General features: G+C 36.3%; 11 protein-coding genes. 4 read left to right on the top strand and 7 right to left on the bottom strand.

The window, feature by feature from the left end:
- Positions 1-320: 320 nt before the first annotated feature.
- The 3 genes from pflA to BQ6100_RS11125 all read right to left on the bottom strand — a co-directional run bounded on the left by pflA (position 321) and on the right by BQ6100_RS11125 (position 4197).
- Positions 321-1055 (bottom strand): pyruvate formate-lyase-activating protein, encoded by a 735-nt coding sequence (gene pflA / locus BQ6100_RS11135; RefSeq protein ID WP_173719906.1) that lies wholly within the window; start codon positions 1053-1055, stop codon positions 321-323.
- A 73-nt stretch (positions 1056-1128) separates the two neighbouring features.
- Positions 1129-3354, bottom strand: coding sequence for a formate C-acetyltransferase (gene pflB / locus BQ6100_RS11130; RefSeq protein WP_075981700.1), 2226 nt, complete (start codon positions 3352-3354; stop codon positions 1129-1131).
- 393 nt (positions 3355-3747) lie between these two features.
- Positions 3748-4197, bottom strand: a complete 450-nt coding sequence (locus BQ6100_RS11125) for a cupredoxin domain-containing protein (RefSeq protein ID WP_075981699.1) — start codon at positions 4195-4197, stop codon at positions 3748-3750.
- 216 nt (positions 4198-4413) lie between these two features.
- Between BQ6100_RS11125 and BQ6100_RS11120 the strand changes: the two genes are divergently transcribed.
- Both BQ6100_RS11120 and BQ6100_RS11115 read left to right on the top strand, forming a co-directional pair.
- Complete coding sequence (locus tag BQ6100_RS11120; protein WP_097677914.1) at positions 4414-5778, top strand: alkaline phosphatase; 1365 nt, start codon at positions 4414-4416, stop codon at positions 5776-5778.
- Positions 5779-5851: 73 nt separating this feature from the next.
- Entirely contained in the window at positions 5852-6538 is a 687-nt protein-coding gene (locus BQ6100_RS11115) for a membrane lipoprotein lipid attachment site-containing protein (RefSeq protein WP_075981698.1), read from the top strand.
- Between the two features lie 86 nt (positions 6539-6624).
- Here the strand turns inward: BQ6100_RS11115 and BQ6100_RS11110 are convergent, their stop codons facing one another.
- Positions 6625-6867: a YkuS family protein gene (locus tag BQ6100_RS11110; protein ID WP_075981697.1), complete on the bottom strand. Its 243-nt coding sequence runs from the start codon at positions 6865-6867 to the stop codon at positions 6625-6627.
- Between the two features lie 101 nt (positions 6868-6968).
- Between BQ6100_RS11110 and BQ6100_RS20960 the strand changes: the two genes are divergently transcribed.
- The gene (locus tag BQ6100_RS20960) at positions 6969-7106 is read left to right on the top strand and encodes a YuzL family protein (protein WP_075981696.1); all 138 of its coding nucleotides are present in this window, start codon (positions 6969-6971) and stop codon (positions 7104-7106) included.
- A 39-nt stretch (positions 7107-7145) separates the two neighbouring features.
- On the opposite strand, the gene BQ6100_RS11100 is transcribed toward BQ6100_RS20960, so the two are convergent.
- A complete protein-coding gene (locus BQ6100_RS11100; protein WP_075981695.1) occupies positions 7146-8765 on the bottom strand; it encodes an ABC-F family ATP-binding cassette domain-containing protein in 1620 nt (539 codons plus the stop codon).
- Between the two features lie 174 nt (positions 8766-8939).
- Here BQ6100_RS11100 and BQ6100_RS11095 point away from each other — a divergent pair, with 174 nt between their 5' ends.
- Positions 8940-11306, top strand: coding sequence for a penicillin acylase family protein (locus BQ6100_RS11095; protein WP_075981694.1), 2367 nt, complete (start codon positions 8940-8942; stop codon positions 11304-11306).
- A gap of 374 nt (positions 11307-11680) precedes the next feature.
- On the opposite strand, the gene BQ6100_RS11090 is transcribed toward BQ6100_RS11095, so the two are convergent.
- Positions 11681-12289: an SCO family protein gene (locus tag BQ6100_RS11090; protein ID WP_075981693.1), complete on the bottom strand. Its 609-nt coding sequence runs from the start codon at positions 12287-12289 to the stop codon at positions 11681-11683.
- A gap of 133 nt (positions 12290-12422) precedes the next feature.
- Complete coding sequence (locus BQ6100_RS11085) at positions 12423-13907, bottom strand: aldehyde dehydrogenase family protein (protein WP_075981692.1); 1485 nt, start codon at positions 13905-13907, stop codon at positions 12423-12425.
- Between the last annotated feature and the right edge of the window lie 299 nt (positions 13908-14206).

Genomic DNA, 14206 nt, shown 5'->3' with positions numbered 1-14206 from the left:
GGAAAAATGATGAATTTGAGTAATCGCGGATATAATAAGGATTTTCGCGGATAAATTGAAAAAATCGCGGATATATTCAAATTATCGCGGAAATATTATCAAAACCCGCGGATAAATTAAAATAATCGCGGATAAAAGAAAATCTGGTCAAAGGGAAGAAGTACGATAAGCAATTTTCAATAAAATTATATATTTTAGACCATTTTTCAGTACAATACCAAACCTCAAAATATATTTCCAATCAAAAAAGCTGTGCAAAATATCGCACAGCTTCAAAAATCAGGGAAAAGCAGATAGATTTTTATCAACAAATCTCCTGATTATAAATATTTCGTTAACAGCTCATATGCATGCTGAACTCTTTCATCACTAGGAGGATTAATATCTTTTAAAGGATAATCAAGTCCTAATGTCTCCCACTTATAAACGCCAAGCTTATGATATGGGAGGATTTCTACTTTTTGTACATTCCCTAATGTCCCGATAAATTCGCCTAGCTTTTCTAAATCTTCATCGATATCGGTAACAGTTGGTACTAGTACGTGACGGATCCATACTGGCTTTTCGATGTCTGAAAGATAGCGAGCAAATTCAAGAATATGATCATTCGCCATACCTGTTAATGAAATATGACGTTTGCGATTGATTTGTTTTAAATCTAATAGAATCAAATCGGTATATTCCATTAATTCCTTTAGCTGCTCCTGAAAGACGGGAGCGTGAGAGTAGCAGCCACCAGAAGAATCGATTGTAGTGTGAATCCCAATCTTCTTACATTCCTTAAACAACTCAATGAGGAAAGGTATTTGAAGTAAAGGTTCACCACCGCTTACTGTAATTCCGCCACCAGATGCCTCAATGAAGGGGAGGTAGGATTTTAAATCATCGATGATCTCGGAAACAGTCATTTCTTTTCCTGTACCAATTTCCCAAGTATCGGCATTGTGACAAAATTGGCAGCGAAGAAGGCAACCTTGTGTAAATATGACATAACGGATTCCAGGTCCGTCAACTGTTCCAAAGCTTTCAATAGAATGTATGTTTCCGTTCATGATGAAAATCTCCTCTCGTGTATAAGAGGGGAGAACCCTCCTATTAAGAAATGGTCTCCCCAATCAGTTCATATTATTACATTGATTCATGGAATGTACGGTTAATTACATCCATTTGTTGTTCTCTAGTTAATTTAATAAAGTTTACAGCGTATCCAGATACACGAATTGTTAATTGTGGGTATTCTTCTGGATGTTCCATTGCATCTAATAATGTTTCTCTGTTAAATACGTTAACATTTAGGTGGTGACCATGTTTTGCAGTATAACCATCTAAGATAGAAACTAAGTTAGAAACACGTGATTCTTCATCTTTACCAAGAGCTTTAGGTACCATTGAGAAGGTATTAGAAATACCATCCATTGAGTAGCTGTAAGGAATCTTAGCAACAGAAGATAGGGAAGCAAGAGCTCCTTTAGTATCACGGCCATGCATTGGGTTTGCTCCTGGTGCAAGTGGTTCACCAGCACGACGTCCGTCAGGAGTGTTACCTGTTTTCTTACCATAAACTACGTTAGAAGTAATAGTTAAGATAGACATAGTGTGAAGTGAATCGCGATATGTTTTATGCTTACGAAGCTTTTTCATGAATGTTTTAACTAAGCCAACAGCGATGCTATCTACGCGCTCATCGTTGTTACCATATTTAGGGAAGTCACCTTCAACTTCGAAATCTACAGCAAGACCATTTTCGTCACGAATAGGTTTTACTTTAGCATATTTAATGGCGCTTAGTGAGTCAGCTACTACACTTAGTCCTGCAATACCTGTTGCCATTGTACGAAGGATCTTAGTATCGTGTAATGCCATTTCAACACTTTCATAGCTATATTTATCATGCATGTAGTGAATGATATTTAAAGTATTAATGTAAAGGCCTGCTAACCAATCCATTGTTTTATCAAATTTTTCCATTACTTCATCATAATCTAATACATCAGCAGTAATAGGGGAGTATGCTGGGCCAACTTGAACTTTATGTTTTTCATCCATGTTACCATTGATTGAATATAGTAGGGCTTTAGCAAGGTTAGCGCGAGCTCCGAAGAATTGCATTTGTTTACCGATTTCCATTGCAGATACGCAACAAGCAATTCCATAGTCATCGCCATATTCAGGACGCATGATATCATCGTTTTCATATTGGATTGCGCTTGATTCAATAGAAACCTTCGCACAGAATTTTTTAAAGTTTTCAGGTAGACGAGAAGACCATAGAACTGTTAGGTTTGGTTCTGGAGCTGGTCCCAAGTTACTCAATGTGTGTAAGAAACGGAATGAGTTCTTAGTAACAAGTGAACGTCCGTCTTCTGCCATACCACCGATTGACTCAGTTACCCAAGTAGGGTCACCACTGTACAGTTCATTGTATTCTGGTGTACGAGCAAATTTTACTAAACGAAGTTTCATAATAAAGTGGTCAACGATTTCTTGTACTTCTTCCTCAGTAATTACACCATTTTGTAGATCTCTTTCAATATAAATATCTAGGAAGGTTGACACTCTACCCAAGCTCATTGCCGCGCCGTTTTGTTGTTTAACTGCAGCTAAATATCCAAAGTATAACCATTGGAAAGCTTCTTTTGCGTTTGTAGCTGGTTGAGAAATATCGAAACCGTAAGAAGCAGCTAATTGCTTAAGTTCTTTTAATGCTCGATATTGTTCGCTTAATTCTTCACGAAGACGAATAACATCTTCACTCATTACATCACCAGTAACAGCAAAGTCTTTTTGTTTTTCTTTCATTAAGAAATCTACACCATATAATGCAACACGACGGTAGTCACCGATGATACGTCCGCGTCCATAAGCATCTGGAAGACCAGTGATAATACCAACGTGACGAGCAGCTCTCATTTCTGGAGTGTAAGCGTCAAAGACACCTTGGTTATGAGTTTTGCGGTAGTCTGTGAAAATATGTTCAACTTCTTTATCTAGTTCAAAGCCGTATTCAGCAAGGGCTTGTTTAGCCATTCTCACGCCACCAAAGATTTGTAGAGAACGTTTGAATGGTTTATCCGTTTGGAAACCAACTACTTTTTCAGTTTCTTTATTTAAGTATCCAGGTCCATGTGAAGTAATAGTAGATACGATTTCAGTATCAGCATCTAAAACGCCGCCGTTTTCACGTTCTTGTTTTGATAGTTCCATTACTTGTTTCCATAGATCTTGTGTTGCTTTAGTTGGACCCTCTAAGAAAGAATCATTTCCTTCATAAGGTGTAAAGTTTGATAGAATGAAGTCACGTACGTTAACTTCTTCAGTCCAAGGACCTTTTTTAAAACCTTTCCATTGTTCCATGTTTTTCCACCTCTATAAATGGTTTTTGATGTGTTATCTGTTTACATTTAAATCTTAACTTGATTATAACAGATTTAAAGTGATAAAAATCACACATATTGTGAAATATTGAACAAATAATGTGAAATTATTATGAACATGCTGTTTTTAAAGGGTATTTCACTTTCAATTGGTTTAGTAATTAAAAAATTCTAAATGTTATTATTTCGAAAAGTACCTATCTGTACTATAAAATAATCCAAATTTATTCAAACTGTTATATAATATAAAGGAGTGTATTACAATCAAACTCCTTAGTTACTATAATAATAGAAAAAAGCATTGTTTTCATCATAAACTTAGTGAAAATGATAAAAATAATGCTTAGAAAGACAAAATATATTCACATTTAATCTAATCTACGACAATATAGCCAATCATGGGTCCATTTTCTTTTGTATCATGATGGGTTAAACAGATTAAGCGATAGATTCCTTCCTTGCCAAACTTTACATCAATCACCGTTTCTTCACCTTTTGAAACTGTTCCCTTATAATCAGTTCCTTCTATTATAAAAGGGTGTTCTTTTCCGTTGAACCCTAGTAGTTTAAGACGGACTGTTTCTCCTTTTTCTACAAAAATAGTCCCTGGGTCCCAACGATAGGATTCTAATTCTTTACCTTCTGAGGTAGTTGTTTTAAACTCTGTTGTTACAATGTGATATTCGCGTATTGGTTCTTCATCAGTCTCATTAAAAGCAGTAACATCGTCAGAACCGATATATAACCAAAAACCTACAGAAATAATTCCTATTAAGGCAACAATTGTCATAATCACTGTTTGTCTTTTAATAACGAAGAACATGGCTTCACCCCCAATATGTTTGTCCATTATTAAGATATGCAAGAGGAGCTTGATTTTGTCCAATTTTCTCTGAAAATGCTTCAATAGTTTGAATCTAGCATTTTAATTAAATATTTACTCTTTTTGGGGAAAACATTAACAGTAGCTTAATAATAGATTCATATTTCACCTTTATAGTCAAATGTGTAGGAAAACAATTATTAGGAGGTTGGAAAATTGGGGAACAAAAAATTAAGAAAAAAAGTGTTATCAATAGGTATGATGTCTGCTCTAGTTGTTGGAAGTTTAGTGGGGAGTCATTCAACATTTGCTGAGGCAAAAGCTGTAAAAAAGGAGCAGGAAATTAAAAACATAATTTTCTTAATTGGAGATGGAATGGGCGTTTCTTACACTTCAGCCTATCGATATTTAAAAGACAATGATAAAACGAATGTAGTAGAGAAAACTGCATTTGACTCCTATCTTGTCGGTAACCAAATGACCTACCCAGAGGATCCTGCTCAAAATATTACGGATTCTGCAGCAGCCGCAACTGCGATGTCCGCGGGAATTAAAACATATAATGCGGCAATTGCTGTAGACAATGATAAAAAGGAAGTGAAAACCGTATTAGAAGCGGCTAAGGAAAAGGGGAAGGCAACAGGATTAGTAGCTACCTCAGAGATAACTCATGCCACTCCAGCTTCATACGGAGCACATGATATTTCAAGAAAGAATATGAATGCCATTGCAGATGACTACTTTGATGAAAGAATAAATGGAAAGCATAAAATTGATGTACTACTCGGAGGAGGAAAGGATTTATTTATTAGAAGGGATAGGGACTTAACCAAGGAATTTCAAAAAGACGGCTATTCTTATGTTACCAATATGAGTCAGCTCCTTAGGGATAAAAATAGTCAAGTTTTAGGATTGTTTGCAGCTGGTGGAATGGATAAGATGATCGACCGTGATGAGAATACTCCATCATTGGAAGAAATGACAAAGTCCGCGATCGAACGATTGAAAAAAGATAAGGATGGTTTCTTCCTCATGGTAGAAGGAAGTGAGGTCGACTGGGCAGGTCATGATAATGACATTGTTGCTGCAATGAGCGAAATGGAGGATTTCGAAAAGGCATTTAAAGCGGCAATTGATTTTGCTAAAAAGGATAAGCATACTTTAGTTGTGACCACGGCCGATCATTCGACTGGGGGATATTCTATTGGGGCCAATGGTATTTATAATTGGTTTGGAGCTCCAATCAAAGCAGCAAAAAAGACTCCTGATTTTATGGCAGCAGAAATTGCAAAAGGTGCAAAGGTAGAAGATATTCTTAACAAATATATTGAACTAAAACTTACAAAAGAAGAAATTGAATCAGTTCGTATAGCAGCCGCGAAAATGGATGTCACTACAATTGATAATGCAATTGAGAAAATCTTCGATAGCCGTTCACACACTGGTTGGACAACGGGTGGCCATACAGGAGAAGATGTGCCTGTATTTGCGTATGGTCCAGGAAAAGAACGTTTTTATGGCCAAATAGATAATACAGATAATGCCAAGATCATTTTCAACTTGATTAAGAATGGGAAATAGATTGTCTATCTAACCTTCTAGCGGTTATGGCCGCTTTGAAGGTTTCTTTCATATTCTTTTGGAGGTTAATTATATGAAAAAAATAATATTTTTATTATGTATTATAAGTTTACTAACAGCTTGCTCTGCAAAAAAAGAAAAGAAGATTTTTCAAAATGAAGCGACTCAGGTTAAAAGTGAACAGGGTGAAGAAGAGGGGCAAACAGCTTTAAAAAACAGCTCTGAGAATATGAAACTTAATTTTGGAGCACATGCGCCTAGTCCACAAGTTTCAGATGATCAATTATTACAAAAGGTTGGTACTTCAATCACTGATTCAAAAGGAAAACTCACTTTAAGGGCAATGAACGATTCGAATATTATCGAGAAAATTGGCCCAATAAAATTAGAAATAAAAGAGATAAAGATGATGAACTATAGACCAGATTATAGTCTAATCGACTTTTTCCATTTTTATACCCATGATGAGGAGTTTGATCTTTTAAAGGTAAAGGTTGAACTTCAAAATACAAGTGATCATCCCGTTATGTTCAATCCCTTAGCATATTTATCCATTGGGAATGAGAAGAAGAGCTGGCTGGACGATGTCTACCTAGAAGAACTGAATGGAGTTATTAATGGTGGAGAAGTGAGAAGTGGAAATATTGGCTTTATAGTTAATTGGGAAGATGTAAATGAAGTAAAGATTATAACTAGTGATGCATTGGATGAAGCAAAAAAGGTTATATCAAAGGGGAAAAATATATCATTAAAGCTATAATGGCCGACTCATATGAGGTTATCCTACTAGCCCGGTGATGATTGAACGGGGTGGGATTAACCTCATTTTTTGAGTCAGCAGGAGTTTTAACTTAATTTATTCTCTACTTGCTGGCACACTTCGTCTGCAGAAAGACCATTCGCCTCAATTACAGATGCTGTAGTGGAAACATTTTGCATTCCCATGACATTAGAGTCAATCCCAGTTATGACACAAAAGTCACACCCACTAGCATCTTGCTCCTGTTTTAACTCTACGACCTCATGTCCTTTTTGTCGGAGTGCCTCTTGAATGTTTGTAAGTGATTGTTCAACACCAATTCTTGCCATACTAACACCTCCTCCAAGAATAGCATGTGTTTTTGCAACATTTTTATTCCTCTAGTATAAAAGCTCCTCTTGAATGAAAAGTTAATGATGGAGGTGTAGAAATGGGAAAACGGAAACATGATCCTTCAACCATAGGATTGAATTCTTCCCAAGTAGAAGGTCAGGGGACAACAAATAGGGAATTTGATGGAGTAAGCAAATCTTCAGCAAGAAAGAAGAAGAAAAAGCAGGATTATTAATAAAAAAGAAGGAAACAAATTTCGTTTCCTTCTTTTTTATTATGCATACATTTCAGTAATCTGTTTTTGCAAATCTTCATTTTCTAAATATTCATCGTAAGTCATTGTCTTATCAACCAGACCTTTAGGAGTAAGTTCCATGATCCGATTTGCTATGGTTTCGATAAATTGATGGTCATGGGATGAAAACATCAATGAGCCTTTATAATTAATCAGACCATTATTCAAGGCAGTAATTGATTCCAAATCTAAATGGTTTGTCGGTTCATCCAAGAGTAAGACATTTGCTCCACTCAGCATCATTTTGGAAAGCATGCATCGAACCTTTTCGCCACCAGAAAGAACACTTGCTTTCTTTAATACTTCCTCACCAGAGAATAGCATTCTGCCTAAAAATCCACGTAAGAAGCTTTCACTATCATCTTTTGGAGAGAATTGACGGAGCCAATCGACTAAGCTCAAGTCACAGTTCTCGAAGAAGCTGGAGTTATCCTTAGGGAAATAGGCTTGAGAGGTGGTTACTCCCCATTTAAAGCTTCCGCTGTCTGCTTCCAATTCTCCCATGAGAATCTTAAATAAAGTAGTTTTAGCTAATTCATTAGTTCCAACAAAAGCAATTTTATCCTCCTTGTTCATGACAAAGCTTATATTATCAAGGACCTTTTCCCCATCAATGGTTTTCGTTAATCCCTCTACTCGAAGTAAGTCATTTCCGATTTCACGGTCTGGTGTGAATCCGACATATGGGTAACGACGAGAGGAAGGCTTTATATCGTCTAAGGAAATTTTGTCTAGTAGTTTTTTCCGAGAAGTGGCTTGCTTAGACTTAGAAGCATTGGCGCTAAAGCGGGCAATGAAGCTTTGCAGTTCTTTGATTTTTTCTTCCTTTTTCTTATTTGCATCCTGAGCCATTTTCAATGCTAATTGACTTGATTCATACCAGAAGTCATAGTTACCAACATAGATTTGAATCTTCCCAAAGTCTAAATCGGCAATATGAGTACATACCTTATTTAAGAAATGCCGGTCATGGGAGACAACAATAACGGTATTTTCAAAGTTAATTAAAAACTCCTCAAGCCAGCCGATGGCCTTAATATCCAAGTGGTTAGTCGGCTCATCTAGTAGTAAAACATCAGGCTTTCCAAATAAAGCTTGTGCAAGGAGAACCTTTACCTTTTCAGCACCAGAAATATCAGCCATTTTCTTCGTATGAAGCTCTTCGCCAATCCCTAAGCCTTTTAATAAAATGGCTGCTTCTGATTCAGCTTCCCATCCGTTTAATTCGGCAAATTCACCTTCAAGTTCAGCAGCCCTCATTCCATCTTCATCTGTGAAATCTGCCTTCATATAAATCGCATCTTTTTCTAGCATAACTTCATACAATCTTGTATGCCCCATGATTACAACCTTTAATACTTCCTCTTCCTCATATTCGAAGTGGTTTTGTTTTAGAACAGCAAGTCTTTCTCCAGGTCCTAAATGAACATTTCCTGTTTGCGGTTCAATTTCACCTGAGAGAATTTTTATAAATGTGGATTTTCCAGCACCATTTGCCCCAATTAAACCATAACAGTTGCCGGGGGTAAATTTAATATTTACATCTTCAAAAAGCTTGCGGTCACCATAACGTAAGCTTACATCATTTACAGTAATCATTCATACATCCTCCAAAAAAACAATATCTTTTTTATTATAACATCCTAATAAGCTGAAAGGGAGTCTTTTCGATAATAGACTATTTGTCCCATCTATAACCAAATATGAATTTTTTTGGGAATGGAAGGTTATTACAGGTTTGGAAACGAATTATTACTATGAGGGGGTATAAAAATGGAGACAATGACTCAAAAGCAAGTGAAAAGAATGGCAAAATGGAAAAAAGTCTTATTATGGACCATTTCCATTTTGCTTATTATTGGATTAACTGCATTTATCGGAATCAATGCCTATATATCTCGCTCATTACCTATAACAGAGGGAGAAATTAAACTCCAAGGTTTAGAGGAAAGAGTAGAGGTAATAAGGGATGAGGAGGGGGTTCCTCATATTAATGCAGCAACTGAACGTGACCTTTTTATTGCACAAGGCTACGTTCAAGCTCAAGATCGATTATTTCAAATGGATCTGAGCAGAAGACAAGCGTCAGGTCGGTTAAGTGAGGTTATTGGGGAAGCCACTTTAGAGAACGATAAATATTTTCGAACACTCGGATTGAGAAGAGCAGCAGAACTCTCTTATGAACAATACAAGGGTCAGGCAAGAGATTCATTAATTTGGTTTGCAGAAGGCGTGAATGCTTATATCGATGAGCTGAAAGATAATGGGCGTTGGCCAATCGAATTTAAATTGCTGGGGTACAAACCTGAAAAATGGACTCCCATTGACTCTTTAACCATTGGAAAGTACATGGCATTTGACCTAGGCGGGCATTGGGAGGATCAAGCTTTTCGTTATTATTTGATGCAAAATCTTTCAGAGGATAAAGCCTATGATTTATTTCCGTCCTATCCAAAGGATGCACCTTATATTATCGGTAAGGAAAATTTAGATTTGGAAAAAACCCTCGCCTCAGCAGTAGTTCCTCATGAGTTCAATGGCAGCAATAACTGGGTAGTAAGTGGCTCAAAAACCCAATCAGGGAAGCCGATACTGGCAGATGATCCGCATTTATCATTAGGATCACCATCCATATGGTATCAAATGCATTTGGAAGCACCTTCTGTTAATGTGAGCGGTGTAATTTTTGCGGGAATTCCAGGAATCATATTAGGCCATAACGAGCATATCGCATGGGGAGTTACCAATACCGGTCCAGATGTACAGGATTTATATATTGAAAAAAGAAACCCAGAAAATAAAGACGAATTTCTTTATAACGACAAATGGGAAAAAGCAAGGATAATAAAGGAACCTATAAAAGTAAAAGACAAAAAACCTATTGATTATGAAGTGACTGTCACTCGACACGGTCCAGTCATCTCAGAATTTGCTGCTGATAGCGGAAAAAATACGGTTTTATCATTACAGTGGACAGCTCTTCATCCATCCAAAGAATTAGAGGCCGTACTTAATATGAATAAAGCGACGAATTGGAATGAGTTTGAAAAGGCTTTGGAAAACTTTGAAACTCCTACACAGAACTTCGTCTTTGCATCAAATGATGGAACCATTGCTTATAAAGCCAACGGAAAAATTCCAATTCGAAAAAAAGGGGATGGGCTTCTTCCTGTTCCAGGTTGGACAGATGAATATGGATGGGTTGGTTATATCCCGTTTGATGAGTTACCAAAAACAGTGAATCCTGATGAAGGATTTATCTCCACAGCAAACAACAAAGTAATCAGTGATAAGTATCCATACCATATTAGTCATAACTGGGCCCAGCCTTATCGACAAATGAGAATTCAGGAAGTACTAAAGGCTAAAAACAAGTTAACTATAAAGGATATGCAGGAATTGCAAATGGATAAAATGAACCTACAAGCAAGGGAATTTGTACCGTTATTTCTAAAAGAATTAAACGACAATAAGGATAAAAGGCTAGTTGAAGCTCTTGAACAATTAAAGGATTGGAATTTTGTTGATGAAGAAAAGTCAGCCGCACCTTTTATTTTTAATACATGGATGAAAAAGATCCCTGTTGTTTTATTCCATAAGGAAATTCCAGAAAAGATGTTAGACAAATTCGGTGGTCAAAAGCAGGCTATTGACGAGCTAATTAGAAGAGCGTCAGAAGGGAATCCGGGACCGTGGATGGTAGAAAATGGAGGTCTTAAGGAGGTTTTAGAAAAATCATTAAGTCTGGCATTAAAAGAAATCGAATCTAAGCAGGGGAAAGATGTTGAAGATTGGGAATGGGGCAAATATCATCAGCTATATTTTGCCCATCCTCTCTCAAGTGTAAAACCATTAAATTATTTATTTAATCGTGATGGCAAAATCCCGGTTGGGGGATCTAGTGTTACTGTTCAAGCTGCCGCAAATAAAGAAGATGGAACTGTTAATCATGGGGGCTCATGGAGATTTGTTATTGATACAAGGGACATGAACAGTGGATATCATATCGTAGGACCTGGTCAAGCTGGTCATCTAAAGAGTAAATGGTATCATAATCAAATCGAGGATTGGGCAACAGGAAACTATCATGAAACAAGCTTGAAGAAAAAAGCAGGGGAGACTCTATTATTAGAACCATAATACTATTTTTCTATCATAATTTTACAAAATAATTTGTTATTTACGAACCAAATTATCGAATTCTGACAGGATAAGTCGAATAATTAATGTTTTTGTAAAAACATATTAATGAAAATTTTCATTTGTTCATAGTTTTTTAATAATTATGATGTACAATAGACTGAAATAGAAGAGTTTGTTCAATAAAGGAGTCATTTATATGCCAAAAAAACAGCTCGTTGATTTAGTAAACAGTTTAAAAAAGTCAGGAATAAAAATAGGCTTTACAAAACCAAAATCAAATATACTACAAGTTCTTCATAGACCTCAGAATTTATCATCGTCAGCTAATTAAAAAAAATGTGAAAGAGCATCAAAGCTCTTTCACATTTTTTTTAATCAATTTTATCCATTATCTTTTCATAAACTTCTTTTTTATCAAAATCATCACCCATTGGGAATTTCTTAATATATTTATTCTCTTCATCGACTAGATAGACGAAAGTCGTATGAATATAAAATCCATCACCAGGGTCACGAAATTGGAATTGAAAGGGTTCTCCAACTCTTCGTATTTGCTTAATATCTCTTCTAATGTGATCTCTGTCCCCAGTTAAAAGAATCCAGTTTCCATCATCTTCAATATTATAATTCTTCATATATTTTCTTAATTCTTCAGGAGTGTCGCGGTATGGGTCGATTGAGACGGTAAGGAATTGAATCTTCTTACCATAGACTCCAGCTTTTTCTAAATCATTTTTTAGTAGATTCATTTTTTGAGTTGTGGTAGGACATATTTCTGGGCAATAGGTGTAGGCAAATTCAACAAGCTTTAGTTTTTTATCTGATTTAGCGAAATCATATACTTCATCATTCTGTGTTACTAGTTTAATATCATCAGGTATTTTGGCCATCTGGTCTCTAATAAGAAAGAAAGAAATACCTGCAGCAATCCCGATTGCAACAATTATGGAGCTTATGATATATATTTTTTTCGTGTTCATACAGTTCCCTCCCATACCTTAAAGATAAATAATAAGAGGAGAAAATCATATGGACATTATGTGAACAAAGCTGCAAATAGTTAAAAAAGCGAGAACTTTAAGATAGTTCCCGCCTTTCAATAAATATTACTCTTTAGTTAGTTGCAATCCACACGCTTTTAACTTCAGTATAATTATTTAAGGCATAAGATCCCATTTCCCGCCCTATACCGGATTGCTTATAGCCTCCAAATGGAGAAGCAGCATCAAAAGCATTGTAACAGTTAACCCAGACAGTTCCTGCCCGAAGGTTGTTAGCAATATAATGTGCTTTTGTTACATCCTGAGTCCATACTCCTGCTGCAAGACCATATTGGGAATTATTAGCACGGGCGATCAGCTCATCTAAATCTTCATATGGTAGAGCGGATATGACAGGGCCAAAGATTTCTTCCTTAGCGATGGTCATTTCATCACGTACATTAGCGAAAATAGTAGGGGAGACAAAATAGCCTTCCTCACGAGGCTTAATCCCTCCAATGAGGAGCTCTGCTCCTTCTTCAATTCCTTTTTCAATATAACCTAACACCCTATTTTGTTGCTCTGTTGATACTAATGGACCAATTTGTGTATCTGGTTGAACTCCAGCACCTTGCTTAATATTTTTCGCATGGCTAACCATATCAGCAACAACATTATCGAATTGTTTCTTTTGAATAAATACGCGGGAACCAGCACAGCAAACTTGACCTTGATTAAACATTACTCCATTTAACGCACCAGGAATGGCTTTAGTCAAATCTGCATCAGGAAGGATGATATTCGGTGACTTTCCGCCTAATTCGAGAGTCACTCGTTTTAATGTTTTAGAAGCTCTTTCCATAATTAACTTACCTACTTCAGTTGAACCAGTAAAAGCAATTTTATCAACGAGTGGGTGATCAACGAGTGGTTGACCTGCTGTCTCACCAAAGCCAGGAACAACATTAATTACTCCAGCTGGGAAACCTGCCTCTTCAATTAATTCTGCAAGATAAAGGGCAGATAGTGGTGTTTGCTCTGCAGGTTTTAATACAATAGTACAACCTGTAGCAAGTGCTGCACCAAGTTTCCACATGGCCATTAATAAAGGGAAATTCCATGGAATGATTTGACCAACAACTCCAACAGCCTCGTGTCTAGTATAATTAAAGTATGGTCCGTTTACAGGAATCGTTTGACCTACTATTTTAGTAGACCAGCCAGCATAATAACGCATATGTTCAATTGCAAGTGGAACGTCCGCAGCCGTTGTTTCGCGAATGGGCTTCCCGTTATCTAAGGTCTCTAAAAGAGCTAATTCTTCTTTATTTTCTTCCATTAAGTCTGCTAGTTTATATAGTAAGCGGCTTCTCTCAGCAGAACCCATTTTTGACCAAGGGCCTTCATCAAAGGCCTTTCTTGCAGCTCTTGCAGCCTTATCAATATCTTCAGCACCAGATTCATATACAACAGCTAATACTTCCCCTGTGGCAGGATTATATGATTCGAACGTTTTCTGTGAAGCACTTTCAACAAATTCCCCATTGATATAAAGCTTCTTTTTACCAGTTAAAAACTTTTCTAATCTCTCACTCATATTAACTGTTAATCGGCTCATCTAATTCCTCCTAAAATAGTTTTATATGTAACATAAAACAGTTGAAGCATAAAAAAACCTGTAGGTAAGTTACATTTTTATCCTAACATTTATAAAAACTGGTAATCAATGAAAAATAGAATAAATATTCTGACAATAGTTGACAGCTATTTTCGACATGATGAAAAAAATGTAAATTATAGGAACCAATATTGTTCCTGTCATCATCGTAGTTCTCATTAAAAGATATAGACTTGATACAGTTTTTTTCAAACTAATTAGATTATTAGGTATTATTAGTAATTTGCGAATATTGATAG

Source organism: Bacillus massilinigeriensis (assembly GCF_900117315.1).
In the GTDB taxonomy this organism is placed as follows: Bacteria; Bacillota; Bacilli; order Bacillales; family Cytobacillaceae; genus Bacillus_BE; species Bacillus_BE massilionigeriensis.
Note: the sequence above shows the minus strand (reverse complement) of the source record. Positions and strands in the feature narration are given on the sequence as shown.

Excerpts from the sequence above, each read along its gene's own strand:
- BQ6100_RS11100 (WP_075981695.1), bottom strand. The coding sequence starts at position 8,765 with ATGATTACTGTAAATGATGTAAGCTTACGTTATGGTGACCGCAAGCTT.
- BQ6100_RS11115 (WP_075981698.1), top strand. The coding sequence starts at position 5,852 with ATGAAAAAAATAATATTTTTATTATGTATTATAAGTTTACTAACAGCT.
- BQ6100_RS11125 (WP_075981699.1), bottom strand. The coding sequence starts at position 4,197 with ATGTTCTTCGTTATTAAAAGACAAACAGTGATTATGACAATTGTTGCC.
- pflB (WP_075981700.1), bottom strand. The coding sequence starts at position 3,354 with ATGGAACAATGGAAAGGTTTTAAAAAAGGTCCTTGGACTGAAGAAGTT.
- BQ6100_RS11095 (WP_075981694.1), top strand. The coding sequence starts at position 8,940 with ATGGAGACAATGACTCAAAAGCAAGTGAAAAGAATGGCAAAATGGAAA.
- BQ6100_RS11085 (WP_075981692.1), bottom strand. The coding sequence starts at position 13,907 with ATGAGCCGATTAACAGTTAATATGAGTGAGAGATTAGAAAAGTTTTTA.
- BQ6100_RS11090 (WP_075981693.1), bottom strand. The coding sequence starts at position 12,289 with ATGAACACGAAAAAAATATATATCATAAGCTCCATAATTGTTGCAATC.
- BQ6100_RS20960 (WP_075981696.1), top strand. The coding sequence starts at position 6,969 with ATGGGAAAACGGAAACATGATCCTTCAACCATAGGATTGAATTCTTCC.
- BQ6100_RS11110 (WP_075981697.1), bottom strand. The coding sequence starts at position 6,867 with ATGGCAAGAATTGGTGTTGAACAATCACTTACAAACATTCAAGAGGCA.